Below are 18,630 nucleotides of genomic sequence, written 5' to 3'. Positions count from 1 at the left end.
AAATATCAGAGGAAATGCCATGTGCCGGATTATGCGTGCCGCTTTCGCGGCCGGACTCGCCGTGCTCGCGACCAGCTCGTCTTCTGCCCAGCAGGCACCGCTCAAGATCGGCGTGCTCTCCGACTTCTCCTCCGTCTATTCCGACATCGGCGGCATGGGGAACGTCGAGGCCACCAAAATGGCGATCGAGGATTTTGGCGGACAGATGTTCGGCAAGTCGATCGACCTGGTCTCGGCCGACGTGCTCAACAAGCCCGACGTTGCCTCCAGCATCGCCCGCAAATGGTGGGAGACCGAGGCCATCGACATGATCATCGACCTGCCGACTTCGGCCACTGCGCTCGCAGTGATGGAGCTGTCGAAGCAGTACGAAAAGATCATGATCGTAACCGATGCGGCCAGCTCCGACATCACCGGGAAATCCTGCTCGCCTTACACCGCGCACTGGACTTACGACACCTATTCCAACGCCCATACCGTCGGCAGCGCCATCGTCAAGAACGGCGGCGACAGCTGGTTCTTTCTCACCGCGGACTACGTGTTCGGCCATTCCATCGAGCGCGACACCGGCGACGTGGTGAGGGCGGCTGGCGGCAAGGTGCTCGGCAGCGTCAAGCATCCGCTCAACACCGCGGACTTTTCGTCATTCCTGCTCCAGGCCCAGGGCTCCAAGGCCAAGATCATCGGCCTCGCCAATGGCGGCGGCGACACCATCAACGCGATCAAGCAGGCCGGCGAGTTCGGCATCGTCGCCGGCGGCCAGAACCTGGCTGCGATCGTGATGTTCATCTCCGACGTGCACAGCCTTGGCCTCAAACTCGCGCAGGGGCTGATCGTCACCGAGGCCTATTACTGGGATCTCAACGAGAGGACCCGCGCCTTCGGCAAGCGCTTCCTGGAGCGCGTCAAGCGCATGCCGACGATGAACCAGGCCGCGACCTACAGCGCCACGCTGCATTACCTCAAGGCCGTGCAGGCCGCGGGCACGAAGGACACCAAGACGGTCATGGCCAAGATGCGCGAGCTGCCGGTGCGCGACGCCTTCACCGACAACGGCGTCCTGCGAGAGGACGGCCGCATGGTGCACAGCATGTACCTGTTCCAGGTGAAGAAGCCGGAGGAATCGAAGGGGCCATGGGACTACTACAAATTGCTCGCCGAGGTGCCCGCCGACCAGGCGTTTCGGCCGTTGAAGGACGGTGGCTGTCCGCTGGTGAAGTGAGGCTCGCGGCAAGCATAGAACCCGTCAGTCGGCCTCAGTTGGTTCGCAGTGACGCTGAGGTCGGCCGCAGCGGTGCCGTCGCGGATCCCACCGGAGTCAGGTCAGCTCGTCGCCCCGCGCCAGCATGTCGTTCAGCATCGCCTCGGCCTTGTGCTGGAGCGGCCGCGCGCCGCTCTCGGAGGCGATCGCGATGCTGGCGCGCAGCGCGGCGAGGACGGCGGCCTTGCCTTCGGCGCTGGACGCCGGCGTCACCACGGCTTCGCCGAGCAGGGCCTCGGCCTCGAGGCCCGAAAACCCCTGCTGGCGCGCCGTGTTGCGCGCCTCGCGCAGCATGTTCTGCGCAGTCCCGGCGTCGCCGAGGCGCCAAGTCGCCAGCGCCAGGTAGATCGAGCTGCGCAGCACCGCCGAAGTATAGCCGACCGCCTTCGCCTCCTCGCGCGCCTCGGTCAACATGCCCCGCGCCCGGTCGAACAGGCCCTGGTCCAGATAGGCCATGCCGAGATGGCAGGCGAGCACCGGCACGAACAGCCGGATGCCGTGCTTCTGCGCGAGGACAAACCCGTCCTCGAGGATGGAAGCGGCGGCTGCCGGATCATTCTGCCCCAGCTTCAGCCAGCCGCCGCTATAGGCGGCCGCGACGCGGTCGTAGGGCCGACCCGTCTCCCCGGCTATCGCAGCGGCCTCGCGCTGGAGCTGCTCGGCGGCATCGAGCTCGCCCATCACGGTGTGGGTGATGCTGTTCATCATGCAGCAAAGGAGGAGCAAAGATCGTGGGGTCGTGCCGATCGGAGCACTCGCTGTTGGACCCGCGAGATGGACGCGGGCCGTGGCCAGCATCTTCTCGGCGTGATGGTAGCGACCGGAAAGAAAATAGGCCTGCCCAAGACCATATTGGGCGAGATTGCGCCAGCCGGGGTTGCCCGAGCTCTCCGCCAGATCCACCACGTCTTCCCCGATCGCGACAGCTTCGACCGGCGCTCCATAGAAGTTCTGTGCGCCCGCCCTCATGGTCATGGCCGCGACCTTGCGCTCAATATCGTTGATTGCATCGGCTCGCCGTTCGGCCTCCCTTCCCAGATCCAGGGCTTCCGCGACGCGCCCAGATCCGGCAAAGGCCAGACGTGCTTCCATTCGGATGTCAATGGCGTTCACCTCGCGCGCGTGCGTCACTGGGGTCTTGTCGAGAGATCCCATCGCAATCTCGAAATAGTCGACCGCGCCGGCATAGGCCGAGCGAACCAAACATTTTCGAGCAGCGCTCCTGCCATGGTCGAACGCCTTCTGCCAGTCCTTTGCTCGCGTCGCGTGATAGCAGAGCGTATCCGGATCGTCGGCCCATGCCTCGTCGCCTTCGAGGGCGGCAAGTATGCTGGCATGGATGCTTTCGCGCACCTTCTCGACCATGGAATCGTAGGTCACCTGCCTGACCATCTCGTGCCGAAATTCGAGCGAGTCCTCCAACTCACTGTCGATCTTGACCAGCAGTTCGGCCCGGTCGAGTGCGGCGAGGCAATCCTGCAGAACCTTTTCCGGCAGGGCCGCTACTTTCCGCAACATGGCTTGGTTGGCCCGGCGTCCGAGCGCCGCGGCGATCTGAAGAAGTGACCTTTCCTGCCGCGACACGCGATCGAGCCGTGCCGCGATCACACCTTGAATGCTGCTGGGGATGCCGAGCTCGTCCACAGGACGCGCAACGGAAAGATCACCCCACTGGCCAAGAAGCAGGCCGCTGTCCTTCAGACTTCGGCAGACCTCCTCGATGAACAGCGGAACGTTGGCCGTGTGAGAGATGATTCGATTCTTCAGATCTGTATTCGAGGTAGCGGGGCCAAGCATCTCCGCGAGCATGGCAAGACCCGAATCGTCGTCGAGAGGCCGCATCGCCACGATCTCCGCCTGACAATTTGCGATCCACACCGGCATTCCGTTGGGCCGCGTCGTCAGCAGCACAAGCAAATCGGGGCTTTGCAGCCCGGAGAGGGTGGCCACAATCGTGTCGCTGGCCCGATCGATCCAATGCAGGTCTTCGATCAGAAGGACAGTGCGTTGGCGACGGGCGACGCTCGCGACGATCGCGCAGCTCGCGTCTGAAATCGCGCGGCCGCGGGCGTGAGGCTCCAATTCGTCCCATTGCGGATCGGAAATCGGCAAGTCCAGGACGGCGTCGATGGCGCGCTGCTGCACCACCGGCAACGCGTTTCTGGGATCATCCGTCCTGGTCTGATCCCTCGCAGCTGCATCAAAGACCGAGAGCAACAGGCGCTTGAGGGCGCTGTACGGAGCGCCCTGGAGATTCGGGCTGCACTCGGCATCGATCAGCCGCCAGCCGCTGGCTCGAAGGTCCTGGGCGAACTCATGTGCGAGCCGCGACTTACCAATGCCGGCATCCCCCATCAGCAGAACCGTTTGCCGGCCGGCCGCAATCCTTTCCGTCGCGCGCCATAGCAATGCCCGCTCCGTCGTGCGATCGACGAAACGGGAAACGCTGCGCGCACGTCGGACCCGCCAGCTCGACAGATCGCTTGCGCCCATGATCCGGTACACGGGCATGGGCTCGCCAAAACCACGGAGCGCTTTTCGGCCGAGGAATTCAAAGCGCACATGTCCGTCCGCGAGCTCCTGGCAGGCTTGCGAGACATAGATCTGGTTCGCCTCGGCCGCTGCTTCCAGCCGGGCTGCCAGATGCTGGGCGGCTCCGCCGATCTCATAGACTTTGGAAAATTCGCTGGCGACCATGTAGGCCACCACATGGCCTGAGTGGAGGCCAACTCGGACCTGAAGCCCGGGATCTCCCAGGCTGCCGACACGCCGGACAAGTTCGATGGCTGCGTGGCAGGCCAGCGGGGCATGGTTGTCGTCGGCGATCGGAGCGCCGAATACCGCGGCCAACCCATCGCCCAACTCTTTACTGACGATGCCGCCAAACTGGCGCACCGCGCCTCTCATCGCCGCAAGAGCCGGTTCGAGACGCGACACCGCCGCCTCCGGCTCGAGCTCGGCAACAAGTCCCGTGGAATCGACGACGTCAGCGCGCAGAATGGTCACAAAGCGTCGCTCGCTGTCGGGATCAACGCGCTCGCGCACCGCCGCTCCGCATTTGGAGCACCAGCTATCGCCGGGATCAATCGTCGACTGACACGCGAAGCAATGCATTTCAGCGCCTTCAACGAACTGCCTCGGCAGTCCCGCTCCAACGCCTGCGAGGCGTTTGGCGGACATTACCCATAGAGGAATGCATGGCAATCGGGCTTGCGGGATACGCGATGTTACCGGATCGCCGCTCTCTGGACGAAGTACAGTCGTGGGTGGTAGCGTGCCTGCACACAACGAATGTGTGATCGGCGGCAGCGTGACGCGTATTTCGGCCGCCAGCACCACGTTTTGACAACGGACATATCGGGGAAAGAGGCGATGGCCGGACTGGTATATAGCGGCAAGGCATTTCGAGACTTGATGAACAGAAATTACTATCCCCTGGCGAACATGAAAAAGAGCGTCGCGAAGCTCAAGGAATCGGACGACATCGATCTGCCGACGCTGGAATATGGCCAGTACCACCTGATCCTGAACCCGCCATCCAAGTGGCCGCAGGGAAGCGCCAAGTACTGGCACAAGGAGAAGGGCCGGGCCCGCGTCGACCTCAGCACCCAGCCGAACACGGCTCCGCTGTCCAAGGACGAGCCCGGTGTCATCCCTCTGACGCGATGCGATCTGCTCGATGCCTGCGTCCGGAAGTGCTTCAATTCCGAACCGCCGATCCCGATGAAGACGAACATCATCACGCACAAGGCGAGCGATGCCTATGCGCACCGCCACGAGATCCGGCTGGAGTGGGAGTACAGGAACGGCGAGGACAAGGCGCCGACGCTGCTCTATCTGACGATGGTCTGTCCGCATCGATCGTGATCTTCAGAAGCATTCTTCTTGGTTCAAGAACCCATTGCCGCCCGCGACAGGCGCGCGGGCGTCTTGTTGCGACTGATGCCACTCGCCAAGGCGTGCCGTCCGTCGCTCTACCCCTTCGAGCGCACCCCATGACAACCTCGTTGTCAGCATCGTGTAGCCGAGAGCTGAGGCCACGGCCGCAACGCGTCGCGCCTGTCCTAGCCGCCGTCATGGGCCTGTCGCACGAAGATGCTCGGTTACGCCTCACTGTTCGCGCGAATCGCTTCCTTAGAAGTCGTCGTGCGCCGTGACAGGAGCGGCCGATGCCCGTTGGACTGTTGGAGGTTGAAGGTACGATTGATGTCGGCCAGTTCTGGCCGGAGGGGCGGTCGGACGCCGACACCACCAAGGTCGTGGTGGCCATCGCGCCGGACGCGATCCGCTTCCGCAAGAACGACTCGTCGCCATTCCAGCCGACCCACGCCTTCGAGGGCGCCAAGGTCAAGGGCCGGACCGCAACGGCACCGATCAAGAACGGCAAGCTCACCGTCCGCCTCCAGGGCATCGACGCACCGGAGCAGCACTACCAGCCCTCGCCACTCTCGACGGCCGAGAAGAAGGGTCTGACGCAGGCCAAGCGGCAGGCCTATCACGAGGTCACGCATTCCTATCGACAATTCCTCGGCGCCACCGCGAGCAAGGTGCTGCACGATTTCCTCAGCCGTCCCGGCGAAGTCACCCTTCCCTGCCGCGTGTTCACCCATGTCGATGCGCCGAACGAGGTGTTCGACACCTATGGGCGGCTGGTCGGCGACATCGAGGTGACGGTTGGTGGCGAGACAATCGACATCAATCACTGGCTGGTCGAGCAGGGCTTTGCCTATCCGACGTTCTACTCCTCGATGAACGAGGACGAGATCAAGGCCTTCCTCGCGCTCGCCAAGACGGCGCGCGCGAACAAGCTGCCGGTCTGGAAACATCTCGCCAAGACGATTGGCCCCTTCGACTTCGGCCTGCGCGAGCCCAGGGCCGGCGAGACCGCCGTGCTCGCGACCGACAAGGGCCCGGTGATCCTGCCAAAGCTCTACCGCCGCTACACCAACTGGTCGGCGCGCAAGAAGGCCAAGATCACGAGCCAGACCTTCCAGAAGTTTTTGGGCGAAGGCTCCGGCGGCAAGCCCGACACCTGTTACGAGATCGATGACTTCCTGGCGAACGGCGTGCACTCGGCGACGCCGCGCAATTTTGCGGAGTTCGTCGAGAGCGGGAAGACGATCAAGTTTCAGCCAGAGGGGCTGGTGTTTGGGGAGGCACCGTCGACGCTGGTGGGCGCGGACGGGAAGGTGGTTAGGGAGTTTTGAGGCGCAGGATTTAGCAAACAAACATTTACCAAACAAAAATGGCCCGCTTCATGCGGGCCATTTTCATATCAGATCCGGTCAATCCGAATTTGGTTGCGGGGATAGGATTTGAACCTATGACCTTCAGGTTATGAGCCTGACGAGCTACCGGGCTGCTCCACCCCGCGTTAAACACTTGCTTTGCCTTCGCCAAAGGCCGGGGACGGTCGGTTAAGGCCGGCGCTGTTCGCGTGGCTTGCTTCGTCCGTCCCAAAGGCTTCCTTGGAAGGCGACCCGGGGCAAAGCCCGTCGGGTGCGGGGCGTATGTAACAAGGCGGGCTGCCTTTGGAAAGGGCTGCGGGAACGTTTTTTTCGACTTTGTGACAGGCGGATGGACCGGTTTTGGGGCCGTTTGGGCATGCACTTGCCAGGAGTTCCGCAAAGAGCCAGCTTGGCCGTAACAAAATCAGGGCGCAACGCCATTTAGGGGATGCTGCCATGGACCGTGCCTTGGACCACACCTTGGACAATCCCTGACAAACACCCCGCTCAGGCGCTGGAGGATGCCTTTCGCGCCCTGGTCGCGCGGTTGCGGCCGAGCCGGCTCGCGGCGGCCGCGGGACGCAATCTGACGCCTGTTGCTTTGTCCGGGACGAGATCGGAGTAAAGCTCTCGCGCGCCAATAGCGCAGCGTAGCTCAATTCAATAAGAACCCGCCGTCCACCGTCACCACACTGCCCGTCATGTAGCGCGAGGCGTTCGATGCCAGCAACAGGATCGCGCCGTCGAGATCGGACTCGGCGCCGACGCGGCGCTGCGGGATGCGCTTGGCGAGGCGCTCGCCTGCGGGCGTCGACCAGAAGGCGTGGTTCATCTCGGTATCGATATAGCCGGGCGCGAGCGCGTTAATGCGGATGTTCTGGCCCGCAAGCTCCAGCGCCATCGCTTTGGTCGCCTGGAGAATGCCGGCCTTGGAGATCGCGTAAGGAGAGACCGCCTTCAGCACGCCGGTGCCGAGCACGGAGGCGATGTTGACGATGTTGCCCGGCTGCTTGCGCGCGATCATGCGCCGCGCCACTTCCGTCGCGAGGAAATAGGCGCCCTTCAGGTTGGCACCGATCACGGCGTCCCAATCAGCCTCGGTCTGCTCGGTCGCGAGCTTCTCGATGGCGATGCCGGCATTGTTGATCAGCACGGTGACCGGCCCGAGCGCGGCTTCCGCCGCATCGACGGCCCTGGCGATCGACGCGGTGTCGGTGACGTCGAGCGCGACAGCGGCGGCGCGACCACCCGTGCCGCGGATCTCTTCTTCCAGGCTCTTCAGCTTGTCGGTCTGCCGCGCCGCGAGCGCGACGGATGCACCATGGGCCGCCAGCACTCGGGCAAATTGCCGTCCCAGCCCCTGGCTCGCGCCGGTCACGAGGATGGTTTCTTCACTGACGTCGAATAGGTCTGCCATGACGATTTCCTTGGCGTAATCCCTGAGCTTTTGAAGCCATCAATACAGACGATTTTAGCGATCTGAAACCGGAATGATCGGCTCGGCGTTCATTCGTTCCAACACAGCAACGTTCCCCGAGGTAAGCTCGCAGGCATGAACAGTTTCGATCTCGCTGTCTATTCGGCACTCGCCATCGCGGTCGGCCTCGGTTTCAGGACCGGGCTGCTGCGCAGCGCTATGACCATCCTCGCCTATCTGCTCGCCGCGCCGATGGCGGTGGCGCTGATGCCGCTGATCGCGCCGCAGATCGCAGCCAACGCGAATTCACCGCTGCTCCAGAACTGGATCTGGTTCTTCGCCATCTTTGTGGTGATCGGCATGCTGCTCGGGCATATCGGCCGCACCGCCCTGAACGACACCATCGGCGAGGCCGGCATCGGCGACCGGCTCGGCGGCGCCGCGCTCGGCACCATCAGGGTCGGCCTCGTCGCCACCACGCTGGTAGCGGTGTTCGACCAGATCGTGCCGGCCAACCGCCAGCCGCCTTTTCTCGCCGGCTCGCATCTGCGCCCGCTGTTCTCGACGGTAGGACAGATGGGATTCAAGTCGCTGCCGCCGGAGGCGGCTGCCGCGATCGACCGCCTCAAGCAGGAGCGGCGCATCTGAGGCGCGATCAGATCGTGCTTTGTTGTTTGGGCATGATCTCTTCGGAGGACCGCGATACATTCTTCCAGACCATGCCTGCGCATTTGCATCGCCGCAGCGCGCGCCATGCATTTTGAAGCGGGCCCGTCCCTTATCAGCAGCGTCGAGGTTGGATAAAGTAGCCGCCGTCCAAAACCTGCCTGACATTACGGGAGTGAAACAGTGGATCTTGGGATCAAAGGTCGCCGCGCCATCGTCTGCGCATCCAGCAAGGGCCTCGGGCGCGCCTGCGCCATCTCGCTGGCCGAGGCCGGGGTTCATGTCACGCTGACCGCGCGCGGCGCCGAGGCCTTGAAGAAGACGGCCGACGACATCCGCAAAGCCTATTCCGGCGTGACCGTCACCGAGATCGTCGGCGACATCACGACGCCGGCAGGCCGCGAGGCCGTGCTGAAGGCCTGCCCCGAGCCTGATATCCTGATCAACAATGCCGGCGGCCCGCCGCCCGGCGATTTCCGCAACTGGACCCGGGACGATTGGATCAAGGCAATCGACGCCAACATGCTCACCCCGATCGAGCTGATCAAGGCGACGGTGGACGGCATGATGGCGCGCAAGTTCGGCCGCATCGTCAACATCACCTCGGCCGCCGTGAAGGCGCCGATCGACATCCTCGGCCTTTCCAACGGCGCGCGCGCCGGCCTCACCGGCTTCATCGCCGGCCTGTCGCGCAAGACCGTGATCAACAACGTCACCATCAATGGCCTGTTGCCTGGCCCGTTCGAGACCGACCGCCTGACCGGCACCGCCAAGGCCGAGGCCGACAAGCGCGGCGTCACGCCGGAGCAGATCCTGGCCGAGCGCGCCAAGCAGAACCCCGCCGGCCGCTTCGGCCAGCCCGACGAGTTCGGCTATGCCTGCGCCTTCCTTTGCGGCGCCAAGGCCGGCTTCATCACCGGGCAGAACATTTTGCTGGATGGCGGCGCGTTCCCGGGGACGCTGTAGTCGCGCATCTCGCTCTCCCCGTTCTTACGGGGAGAGCATTCTCCGTCTCACCGCTGCTTGGTCGGTTCGTCCTCGTCCTGCTGACTTGGAGCCGAGGAATCAGCGGTGGTGCGCTCATCGGTCCAGTCGATGCCGAATGCGTCGAGACCGTCGGCGAGCAGATCGCCCAGCATGGGCTCGCCGAGCAGATAGTGCACCGTTTCGCGGCGCGGACTGCGATATTCACTCCGCGCCTCCACTGCGCGGGTGCGCAAATCGTCCCAATCATCGATCGTGCCGTCGCCGCGGCCGAGCCACGTCAGCGCGACGAGATCGAGCTGCTCGTCCTCGTTCAGGGCAATCATGAAGCTCCCGAGCTCTTGGACGACAGGATCGGAGCCGTCGTCCTCGAGAACGTCGAGCGCATCGTCATCGCTCGGGTTCGAGCCGGAATCCGGATCGGAATCGCCCTCCTTGACGTCCAATTCGCGCGCCTTCTCGATGATAAAAGCGACTTTTTCAGCGGATATTGCAAGCTCTGGCATGGCTCCTCCTCCGGTTCCCGCGATAACGCCGCATCGCGTCAGATGATCCATTGCGCTCCATGGCGGAAGGCCGCATGTTTCGGCACCAAAACAAGAACATGGGAAGGCGCCGATGCAGTGGAAGGTGGGCAGGGTCAAAATCACGAAGGTGGTGGAATTGGAGACGGTCGGCTCCACCCGCTTCATCCTGCCGCTCGCAGGGAACGCAGAGATCCAGAAGTTGCCGTGGTTGATCCCGCATTTTGCCACCGAAGAAGGCCGGCTGAAGATGTCGATCCATTCGCTGGTGGTGGAGACGCCGACGCGCCGGATCGTGGTCGACACCGGGCTCGGCAACGACAAGCAGGGCCGCAACGTCCCAACCTGGAATCATCGCAGCACACCATTTCTGGAGACGATGACGGCGGCAGGCTTCGCGCCTGACAGCATCGACACGGTGCTGTGCACGCATCTTCACGTCGATCATGTCGGCTGGAATACGAAGCTGGTCGACGGCAAATGGCTGCCCACCTTTGCGAATGCGCGCTACGTGTTCGGCAAGACCGAATACGAGCACTGGCGCGACCACTCCGCCGAACCGGACAAGGCAGCGGTGTTCAATGATTCCGTGCAGCCGATCGTCGATGCCGGCAGGGCCGATCTGATCGCGAGCGACCGCCAGCTCTACGACGAGATCAGCATGATCCCGACGCCAGGCCACAGCCCCGGCCATATGAGCATCCTGATCCAGTCCGACGGCGAGCAGGGCCTGCTCACTGGCGACGTCGCCCACCACCCCTGCCAGATGGCGCATCTCGACTGGTCCTCGACCGCGGATTCCAACCAGGCGCAATCGGCCGAAACGCGGCGCGACTTGTTCGGCCGCTTTGCCGACACGCCGACGCTGGTGATCGGCGGGCATTTCTCGGCCGGGCATATCAAGCGGGATGGCGACGCGTTCAGGTTTGTGGCGCTGGGGTGACGGTACTCCTCATGGTGAGGAGCGCGTCTTCGCGCCTCTCGAACGATGAAGGCCCCGCCCGCGGCCATCCTTCGAGATGCCCGCCTTCGGCGGGCCCTCAGGATGAGGGGGTGTAATGCGGAAACGCCCGGCAGTGAGCGGTTGAATTTCCCGCCGCCCTGTTCCATGAAGCTGTTCAACCGATCGGTCTATTCCCAGGGAGAAACGAGAATGAAGCTTGTTCGTTATGGCGAGAAGGGTGCGGAAAAGCCCGGCCTGATCGATAAATCCGGCCAGTTGCGCGACCTGTCGGCGCATGTGAAGGACCTGACCGGTGAGGCCTATTCGCCGGAATCTCTGAAAAAACTGGCGAGCCTCGACCCCGCCTCGCTGCCCGCGGTGTCCGGCAAGCCCCGCTTCGGCGCACCGGTCACCGGCATCTCGAAATTCGTCGCCATCGGCCTCAATTACAGCGACCACGCCAAGGAGACGGGCGCTGCGATCCCGACCGAGCCGATCATCTTCATGAAGGCCAACACCTCGCTCTCTGGCCCGAACGATCCGGTCGAGAAGCCGCGCGGCTCGACCAAGCTCGACTGGGAAGTCGAGATCGCCGCGATCATCGGCACCCGCGCCAAATATGTCTCGGAAGCCGACGCGCTGAACTACGTCGCCGGCTATTGCGTCTGCAACGACGTCTCCGAACGCAACTTCCAGACCGAGCGCCTGGGCCAATGGACCAAGGGCAAGTCGCACGACACGTTCGGTCCGCTCGGCCCATGGCTCGCCACCAAGGACGAGATCAAGGACGTGCAGGACCTCTCGATGTGGCTCGACGTCAACGGCCAGCGCCGCCAGACCGGCTCGACCAAGACCATGATCTTCTCCATGGCCAAGTGCGTCTCCTATGTGTCGCAGTTCATGACGCTGTTGCCCGGCGACATCATCACCACGGGCACCCCGCCCGGCGTCGGCCTCGGCATGAAGCCGCCGACCTTCCTCAATGTCGGCGACGTCGTCACGCTCGGCATCGAAGGTCTCGGCGAGCAGCGCCAGGAGATCATCGCGGCGTAGGCTCTCCGCCCTCATCCTTAGGAACGCGCAATGCGCGTCTCGAAGGATGCGCCAATAACACGGTCACCCGACGCATTGGCCGGGTGACGAGAGAACGCCTCCCATTCCATCCTTCGAGACGCGCGCCGAAGAGGCGCACTCCTCAGGATGAGGCCTGTGTGTTTGGATAGAGGTTATTCAGATGAAACTCACCTTCTCCCCCGCCTCGCCCTTCGCCCGCAAGGTGCGCATCGCTGCGATCGAGCTCGGGCTGATCGACAAGATCGAGCTCGTGCCCGCAACCGTCGCGCCGGGCACGGCCAACGAGGACTATTCGCGCATCACGCCGCTGAAGAAGCTGCCGGTGCTGATCACCAATGACGGCGACGTGATTTTGGACTCCTACGTCATCGTCGAATATCTCAACGAGATCGCCGGCGGCAGCCTGATCCCGGACTACGGTCCGCGGCGCTGGAAGACCAAGACCAACCACTCGCTGCTCAACGGCATGCTCGATTCCATGCTGCTGTGCCGCTACGAGAAGATGGTGCGGCCGCAGGGCCTGCAATGGCAGGCATGGTCGGACGACCACTGGAACAGGGCCTGGACGGGCATGGCACGCTTCGAGAATATGCCAGAGGTGCTGAACGGCCCGTTCGACATCTCGCAGATCGGCCTCGTTTGCGTGCTCGGCTATGCCGACTTCCGCTTCGCCGATTGCGGCTGGCGCAAGGCCTATCCCAAGCTCGACGCCTTCCATCAGAGAATGCTGGAGCGGCCTTCCGTGAAAATCTCGGTGCCGCCTCCGGCATAATTCGCAGGAACTCTCATGAGCCTCAAATACTCCGTCGGCGATCTCACCATCCATCGCGTCATCGAGCAGGAAGTCCCGTTCTTCCCGGCGCTGAAGTTCATTCCCGGGCTGACGGCGGAGGTGCTGGCCGAGAACCGCGCATGGATGCGGCAGGCCAAGGCACTGGACGAGCAGGACACGCTGATCCTGTGCTTCCAGTCCTACGTGGTGAAGACGCCGCATCACACCATCCTGATCGACAGTTGCATCGGCAACGACAAGCCGCGGCCGCAGCGGCCGAAATGGCACATGAAGACCGACGACACGTATCTGCACGGGCTCAATGCTGCCGGCGTGTCGGTGGACGACATCGACTTCGTGATGTGCACGCATCTGCATGCGGATCATGTCGGCTGGAACACCCGGCTCGAGAACGGCCGCTGGGTACCGACCTTCCCCAAGGCGCGCTACGTCTTCGCCAAGCGTGAGTTCGACTACTGGACCGAGCAGAATGCGAAGGCGGAGGTCCCGCCCTTTGCCGACAGCGTGCTGCCGGTGGTGGAGGCGGGGCGCCACGAACTCGTCGGCAGTGACCATGAGATCGGCGATCACATCCGCATCCTGCCGACGCCGGGCCACACGCCGGGCCATGTCGCCTTCACTGTCGGACGCGGCAAGGACGATGCGGTGTTCTCCGGCGATCTCATCCACTCGCCATTGCAGGCGCTCTATCCCGAGCTGTCGATGAAGTTCGACGTCGATCAGGCGACAGCGGCGAAAACGCGCCGCGGCTTCCTGGAGCGCTATTGCGACACCGACACGCTGTGCTGCACGGCGCATTTCCCCTCGCCGTCGGTGGGCAAGATCAAGCGCAAGGGCAGCGGCTTCGTCTGCGCGGCGGCCTAGCGGAACGACCTCTCTTCACATGCCCGGGCTTGTGCCTGGCATCTAGGTTCTTACAATCAACGGCAACGAAGAACGTAGATGGCCGGGACAAGCCGGGCCATGACGAGGAAGCGCCTATGGCCGATCTCCCCGACGTCCCGCTCCCCGCCGGCATCCGCGCACGCTATGTCGATGGCATCAACGGCTTGCGCATGCATGTGCTGGAAGCCGGGTTCGAAACCAAGGGCCGGCCGTGCATTCTCTTGCTGCACGGCTTTCCCGAGCTGGCCTTCTCCTGGCGCAAGGTGATGCCGGTGCTAGCTGCGGCGGGCTATCACGTGATCGCGCCGGACCAGCGCGGCTATGGGCGCACGATGGGATGGCGCGCCGAGTACGACGGCGATCTCGCGCCCTTCTCGCTCTTCAACCTGGTGCGTGATGCGCTCGCCCTGGTGGCGGCTTTCGGCTACCGACAGGTCGATGTGGTCGGGCACGATTTCGGCAGCGCGGTCGCGGCCTGGTGCGCCCTGATCCGGCCCGACGTGTTTCGCTCGGTGACGATGATGAGCGCGCCGTTCGGTGGACCGCCGCCGCTGCCTTTCAACACAGTCGACACGCCGGCAAAGCCTGCGGCCGAAGACGCCGTTCATCGCGAGCTCGCCGCGCTGCCGCGTCCGCGAAAACACTATCAATGGTACTATTCGACACGCGCAGCCAACGCCGACATGCACTGCGCGCCGCAGGGCGTGCACGATTTCCTGCGCGCCTACTATCATCACAAGAGCGCGGACTGGTCCGACAACAAGCCCTATCCGCTGGCATCATGGTCGGCGAATGAACTGGCGAAGCTGCCGACCTATTACGTGATGGACCTGAACGAGACGATGGCTGAGACGGTGGCCAAGGAGATGCCGTCGCCGAGCGCGATCGCCGCCAATCAATGGCTACCGGACCGCGAGCTCGCCTACTACAGCGCCGAATATGGCCGCACCGGATTCCAGGGCGGGCTGCAATGGTATCGCTGCGGCACCTCGGGCGCTTTCAATCGCGAACTGCAATTGTTCTCTGGCCGCGGCATCGACGTGCCCTCCTGTTTCATCTCGGGCAAGCAGGATTGGGGCACCTATCAACGCCCCGGCGCGTTCGAGGCGATGCAGGCGCGCGCGTGCACGAAGATGCTCGGCTGCCATCTCGTCGATGGCGCCGGTCATTGGGTGCAGCAGGAGCAGCCGGCCGAAGTCAGCCGGCTGTTGCTGGACTTCCTCGCCAAGGCCCGCACCGGCTGATTTGACCGGGGAACCGCGCCGACCTATAGTTTAGAATAATTCTAAACTAATGGCAGGACCGTCGTGAAGAACTTTGCCGACCTGACCGAGCGCGAGGTGCTTGCGGTCGCGATTTCCTCCGAGGAGGAGGACAGCCGCATCTACATGACCTTCGCCGAGGACTTGCGCGAGCGCTACCCGGACACGGCCAAGATCTTCGAGGAGATGGCCGAGGAGGAACGCGGCCACCGGCATCGCCTGCTCCAGCTCTATGAGGAGCGTTTTGGTACGCATCTGCCGCCGATCCGCCGCGAGGACGTGAAGGGCTTCCTGCGCCGCCGCCCGATATGGCTGACCAAGAACCTGCCGCTCGACACGATCCGGAAGGAAGTCGAAACCATGGAGCTCGAAGCCGAGCGCTTCTACGCGCGGGCTGCCGAGCAGGCTGAGGATGTCGGTGTGCGCCGCCTGCTCGGCGATCTCGCCGAGGAAGAGAGGCATCACGAGAACCGGGCCGTCGCGCTCACCGACGAGATCCTCAAGCCCGACGTGCGCGCCGAGGAAGATCGCACGCGGCGGCGGATGTTTGTGCTGCAATATGTGCAGCCGGGCCTCGCGGGCCTGATGGACGGATCGGTCTCGACGCTCGCGCCGCTGTTTGCGGCCGCCTTTGCCACGCATCAGAACTGGCAGACATTTCTGGTCGGCCTTGCCGCGTCGATCGGCGCCGGCATCAGCATGGGCTTTGCGGAAGCTCTCTCCGACGACGGCTCGCTCACGGGTCGCGGCTCGCCCTGGCTGCGCGGCCTCACGTGCGGCGCAATGACGACGCTCGGCGGGCTCGGCCACACCGCGCCCTATCTCGTGCCCGACAGCTGGGCCAACGCATTCTGGGTCGCGACCGCCATCGCCTGCGTCGTCGTGTTCTTCGAATTGTGGGCGATCGCCTTCATCCGCTCGCGCTACATGGACACGCCGTTTCTCCAGGCCGTGTTCCAGATCGTGCTCGGCGGCGCCATCGTGCTGGCGGTGGGGATCGTGATCGGGGCGGCGTAGTAGCCTCACCCCCGGTGTCATCGCCCGCCTTGGCCGGCTGGAGAGAGCTTGGCGACGCCCGAGACGGCGCTACTCCCGCACTCTCTGCTCCAACCGCGCCATCGCGATGCCGTCCCGCGCCAGCTGATCGGCGCGCTCGTTCTCCGGATGCCCGGCATGGCCCTTGACCCAATGCCAGCGGACCTCGTGCTGCTTCAGCGCGGCATCGAGACGCTGCCATAGCTCGACATTCTTCACCGGTTTCTTGTCGGCGGTGCGCCAGCCGTTGCGCTTCCACCCGAAGATCCACCCCGTGATGCCCTGACGGACATATTGGCTGTCGGTGTAGAGATCGACCGTGCACGGCCTCTTCAGTGCTTCGAGCGCTGAGATCGCCGCCATCAACTCCATCTGGTTGTTGGTGGTGTGACGCTCGCCGCCGTTCAGCTCCTTCTCCTTGTCGCCGAACTTCAGGATTGCGCCCCAGCCGCCCGGACCGGGATTTCCCGAGCAGGCGCCGTCGGTATAGATCGTGACGTTAGGGAGCTCGCTCACGCCACCAGTCCTGACGGCATCAGCCCATAGTCGCGCACGCTCGTCACGCTCTGGTGGAAGCGCAGCTTGCGGACATATTCCAGCGGATCCTTTGGCCGCACCAGCGCGCCCGGCGGCACGTTGAGCCAGTCGACCAACCGCGTCAGCAGGAAACGGATCGCAGCGCCGCGCGCGAGCAGCGGCAGCGCCGCCTCTTCGGCTTCGGAGAGCTTTCGCACCCGGCCATAGGCATTGAGGAAGGCGCGCGCCTTGGTGACGTTGAAGGAATGATCCGGCTCGAAACACCAGGCGTTGAGGCAGATCGCGACGTCATAGGCCAGCATGTCGTTGCAGGCGAAGGTGAAGTCGATCATCCCCGAGAGCCGGTCGCCGAGAAAGAAGACGTTATCGTTAAAGAGGTCGGCGTGGATCACACCGTCCGGCAGATTGGTGGGCCAGACCCCGCTCGAGAGATGATCGAGCTCGGCGGCGAGCAAGGCGCGCAGCCCCGGCTGCACCTCGTCGGCGCGGCTTGCGCCCGCATCGAACAGCGGCCGCCAGCCCGCGACCGAGAGCGCATTGGCGCGCTTGATCGCAAAGTTGGCGCCAGCCAGGTGCATTTTCGCCAGCGCCTCGCCGACGCCGGCGCAATGGGCCACATTCGGCTTGCGCGGCCACATGCCCTCGAGAAAGGTGATGATCGCGGCCGGCCGGCCCGCCAGCTCGCGCAGCGCCTCGCCGTCCCTCGCCTTCACCGGCAACGGGCAGTTGATGCCATGCTCGGCGAGATGCGTCATCAGCGCGAGGAAGAACGGCAGGTCGTTCTTCGCCACGCGCTTCTCATAGAGCGTGAGGATGAACGAGGCCTGCTTGTTTCCCTGGCTCGTGTGCAGCAGGAAGTTGGAGTTTTCGACGCCCTCGGCGATGCCCTTGTAGGAGAGCAGTTCGCCGAGATCGTATTGCTTCAGGAAATCCGCAAGCTCATCGGCGGCAACGTCGGTGTAGACCGCCATGCAGATTTACTCTGCGGCGGCTTCGGGGCGCACCGAGCGCGGCAGCGGGAAGAACTCGTTCTCTTCCGCGGCCGAGACCGTCTCCACATGCAGCGTGTAGCGCTCTGCGAACGCGTCCATGATCTCCTCGACGATCACTTCCGGCGCGGATGCTCCCGCGGTTATGCCGAGGCTGGCGATGTTGTCGAACTTGCCCCAGTCGATGTCGGCGGCGCGCTGCGCCAGCACCGCGATCTTGCAGCCCTCGCGCTCGGCGACCTCGCGCAGGCGCTGCGAGTTCGACGAGTTCGGCGCGCCGACCACGATCAGGGCGTCCACCACCGGCGCCACCTTCTTCACCGCGAGCTGGCGGTTGGTGGTGGCGTAGCAGATGTCTTCCTTATGCGGCCCGTTGATGTTCGGGAAGCGCTCCTTGAGCAGCGCCACGATCTCCGCGGTGTCGTCGATCGACAGCGTGGTCTGGGTCACGAAGGCGAGGTTGTTGGGGTCCTTCGGAGTGATGGTCTTGGCGTCCTCGGCGGTCTCGATCAGGGTCACGGCGCCGACCGGAAGCTGGCCGAGGGTGCCGACCACTTCAGGATGATGGGAGTGGCCGATCAGGAAGATCTCGCGGCCCCGCTTGAAGTGGATCGCGGCCTCGCGGTGCACCTTGGTCACCAGCGGGCAGGTAGCATCCAGCGAGAACAAATTGCGGGACTGGGCATCGGCCGGAACCGACTTCGGCACGCCATGGGCCGAGAACACCACTGGCGCGGTGGTATTCTCAGGGATTTCCGCGAGCTCCTCGACGAAGATCGCGCCCTTCTTCTTCAACCCGTCGACGACGTACTTGTTGTGCACAATCTCATGGCGAACATAGACGGGAGCGCCGTATTTATCGAGCGCCCGTTCCACGGTGTCGATCGCCCGGACCACCCCGGCGCAGAAGCCACGGGGAGAACAAAGCACGATCTTGAGGTCTGGTTTGGCTGACATTGAGCGATCTCGGGACCGAATCACCCGTTTCGCCTTCTGGCGGGGGCGGTCGATGGATGGATTGGGCTTAAAACA

At 63.8% G+C, this 18,630-nt stretch carries 17 protein-coding genes and 1 tRNA gene; 11 read left to right on the top strand and 7 right to left on the bottom strand.

The annotated features are described in order from the left end of the window. The first annotated feature begins 19 nt into the window (after nucleotides 1–19). Nucleotides 20–1,222, top strand: coding sequence for an ABC transporter substrate-binding protein (locus IVA78_RS21760; protein ID WP_247467714.1), 1,203 nt, complete (start codon nucleotides 20–22; stop codon nucleotides 1,220–1,222). 96 nt (nucleotides 1,223–1,318) lie between these two features. On the opposite strand, the gene IVA78_RS21755 is transcribed toward IVA78_RS21760, so the two are convergent. Further along, a complete protein-coding gene (locus IVA78_RS21755; RefSeq protein ID WP_247467711.1) occupies nucleotides 1,319–4,375 on the bottom strand; it encodes an AAA family ATPase in 3,057 nt (1,018 codons plus the stop codon). Nucleotides 4,376–4,633: 258 nt separating this feature from the next. On the opposite strand from IVA78_RS21755, the gene IVA78_RS21750 reads away from it, so the two are divergent. Beyond that, nucleotides 4,634–5,128 carry a hypothetical protein gene (locus tag IVA78_RS21750; protein WP_247277917.1) on the top strand — a complete coding sequence of 165 codons (495 nt, stop codon included), beginning with the start codon at nucleotides 4,634–4,636 and terminating at the stop codon, nucleotides 5,126–5,128. Nucleotides 5,129–5,430: 302 nt separating this feature from the next. Continuing rightward, nucleotides 5,431–6,468, top strand: a complete 1,038-nt coding sequence (locus IVA78_RS21745; protein WP_247467707.1) for a thermonuclease family protein — start codon at nucleotides 5,431–5,433, stop codon at nucleotides 6,466–6,468. Between the two features lie 90 nt (nucleotides 6,469–6,558). On the opposite strand, the gene IVA78_RS21740 is transcribed toward IVA78_RS21745, so the two are convergent. Next, a tRNA-Met gene (locus IVA78_RS21740) sits at nucleotides 6,559–6,635 on the bottom strand. A 509-nt stretch (nucleotides 6,636–7,144) separates the two neighbouring features. Then, nucleotides 7,145–7,906, bottom strand: coding sequence for an SDR family oxidoreductase (locus tag IVA78_RS21735; RefSeq protein WP_247467706.1), 762 nt, complete (start codon nucleotides 7,904–7,906; stop codon nucleotides 7,145–7,147). A 135-nt stretch (nucleotides 7,907–8,041) separates the two neighbouring features. On the opposite strand from IVA78_RS21735, the gene IVA78_RS21730 reads away from it, so the two are divergent. After that, the gene (locus IVA78_RS21730) at nucleotides 8,042–8,554 is read left to right on the top strand and encodes a CvpA family protein (protein ID WP_247294507.1); all 513 of its coding nucleotides are present in this window, start codon (nucleotides 8,042–8,044) and stop codon (nucleotides 8,552–8,554) included. A 201-nt stretch (nucleotides 8,555–8,755) separates the two neighbouring features. After that, a complete protein-coding gene (locus tag IVA78_RS21725; RefSeq protein WP_247277921.1) occupies nucleotides 8,756–9,538 on the top strand; it encodes an SDR family oxidoreductase in 783 nt (260 codons plus the stop codon). Between the two features lie 47 nt (nucleotides 9,539–9,585). Here IVA78_RS21725 and IVA78_RS21720 read toward each other — a convergent pair whose 3' ends face one another. Beyond that, the gene (locus IVA78_RS21720) at nucleotides 9,586–10,062 is read right to left on the bottom strand and encodes a DUF3775 domain-containing protein (RefSeq protein WP_247467703.1); all 477 of its coding nucleotides are present in this window, start codon (nucleotides 10,060–10,062) and stop codon (nucleotides 9,586–9,588) included. Between the two features lie 112 nt (nucleotides 10,063–10,174). Between IVA78_RS21720 and IVA78_RS21715 the strand changes: the two genes are divergently transcribed. The 6 genes from IVA78_RS21715 to mbfA all read left to right on the top strand — a co-directional run bounded on the left by IVA78_RS21715 (nucleotide 10,175) and on the right by mbfA (nucleotide 16,054). Continuing rightward, nucleotides 10,175–11,023, top strand: coding sequence for an MBL fold metallo-hydrolase (locus IVA78_RS21715; RefSeq protein WP_247277923.1), 849 nt, complete (start codon nucleotides 10,175–10,177; stop codon nucleotides 11,021–11,023). Nucleotides 11,024–11,233: 210 nt separating this feature from the next. After that, a complete protein-coding gene (locus IVA78_RS21710; protein WP_247277924.1) occupies nucleotides 11,234–12,076 on the top strand; it encodes a fumarylacetoacetate hydrolase family protein in 843 nt (280 codons plus the stop codon). Between the two features lie 181 nt (nucleotides 12,077–12,257). Beyond that, nucleotides 12,258–12,869 carry a glutathione S-transferase family protein gene (locus IVA78_RS21705; RefSeq protein ID WP_247467700.1) on the top strand — a complete coding sequence of 204 codons (612 nt, stop codon included), beginning with the start codon at nucleotides 12,258–12,260 and terminating at the stop codon, nucleotides 12,867–12,869. A 15-nt stretch (nucleotides 12,870–12,884) separates the two neighbouring features. Next, nucleotides 12,885–13,754: an MBL fold metallo-hydrolase gene (locus IVA78_RS21700; RefSeq protein WP_247467698.1), complete on the top strand. Its 870-nt coding sequence runs from the start codon at nucleotides 12,885–12,887 to the stop codon at nucleotides 13,752–13,754. A 116-nt stretch (nucleotides 13,755–13,870) separates the two neighbouring features. Then, nucleotides 13,871–15,019 (top strand): alpha/beta hydrolase, encoded by a 1,149-nt coding sequence (locus IVA78_RS21695; RefSeq protein WP_247467695.1) that lies wholly within the window; start codon nucleotides 13,871–13,873, stop codon nucleotides 15,017–15,019. 63 nt (nucleotides 15,020–15,082) lie between these two features. Further along, nucleotides 15,083–16,054, top strand: a complete 972-nt coding sequence (gene mbfA, locus IVA78_RS21690) for an iron exporter MbfA (protein ID WP_247467692.1) — start codon at nucleotides 15,083–15,085, stop codon at nucleotides 16,052–16,054. 69 nt (nucleotides 16,055–16,123) lie between these two features. Here mbfA and rnhA read toward each other — a convergent pair whose 3' ends face one another. From rnhA to ispH, 3 genes are read right to left on the bottom strand one after another with little or no spacing between them, the layout of a single operon-like run. Beyond that, nucleotides 16,124–16,588: a ribonuclease HI gene (gene rnhA, locus IVA78_RS21685; protein ID WP_247467690.1), complete on the bottom strand. Its 465-nt coding sequence runs from the start codon at nucleotides 16,586–16,588 to the stop codon at nucleotides 16,124–16,126. Further along, the gene (locus IVA78_RS21680; RefSeq protein ID WP_247467687.1) at nucleotides 16,585–17,580 is read right to left on the bottom strand and encodes a homoserine kinase; all 996 of its coding nucleotides are present in this window, start codon (nucleotides 17,578–17,580) and stop codon (nucleotides 16,585–16,587) included. Before IVA78_RS21680 ends, rnhA begins: the two co-directional genes overlap by 4 nt. A 6-nt stretch (nucleotides 17,581–17,586) precedes the next feature. Beyond that, a complete protein-coding gene (ispH, locus tag IVA78_RS21675; RefSeq protein WP_247277930.1) occupies nucleotides 17,587–18,555 on the bottom strand; it encodes a 4-hydroxy-3-methylbut-2-enyl diphosphate reductase in 969 nt (322 codons plus the stop codon). Nucleotides 18,556–18,630: the final 75 nt, after the last annotated feature.

Source organism: Bradyrhizobium sp. 137 (genome assembly GCF_023074095.1).
Lineage (GTDB): Bacteria > Pseudomonadota > Alphaproteobacteria > Rhizobiales > Xanthobacteraceae > Bradyrhizobium.
This window is presented reverse-complemented; position numbering and strand designations above follow the sequence as displayed.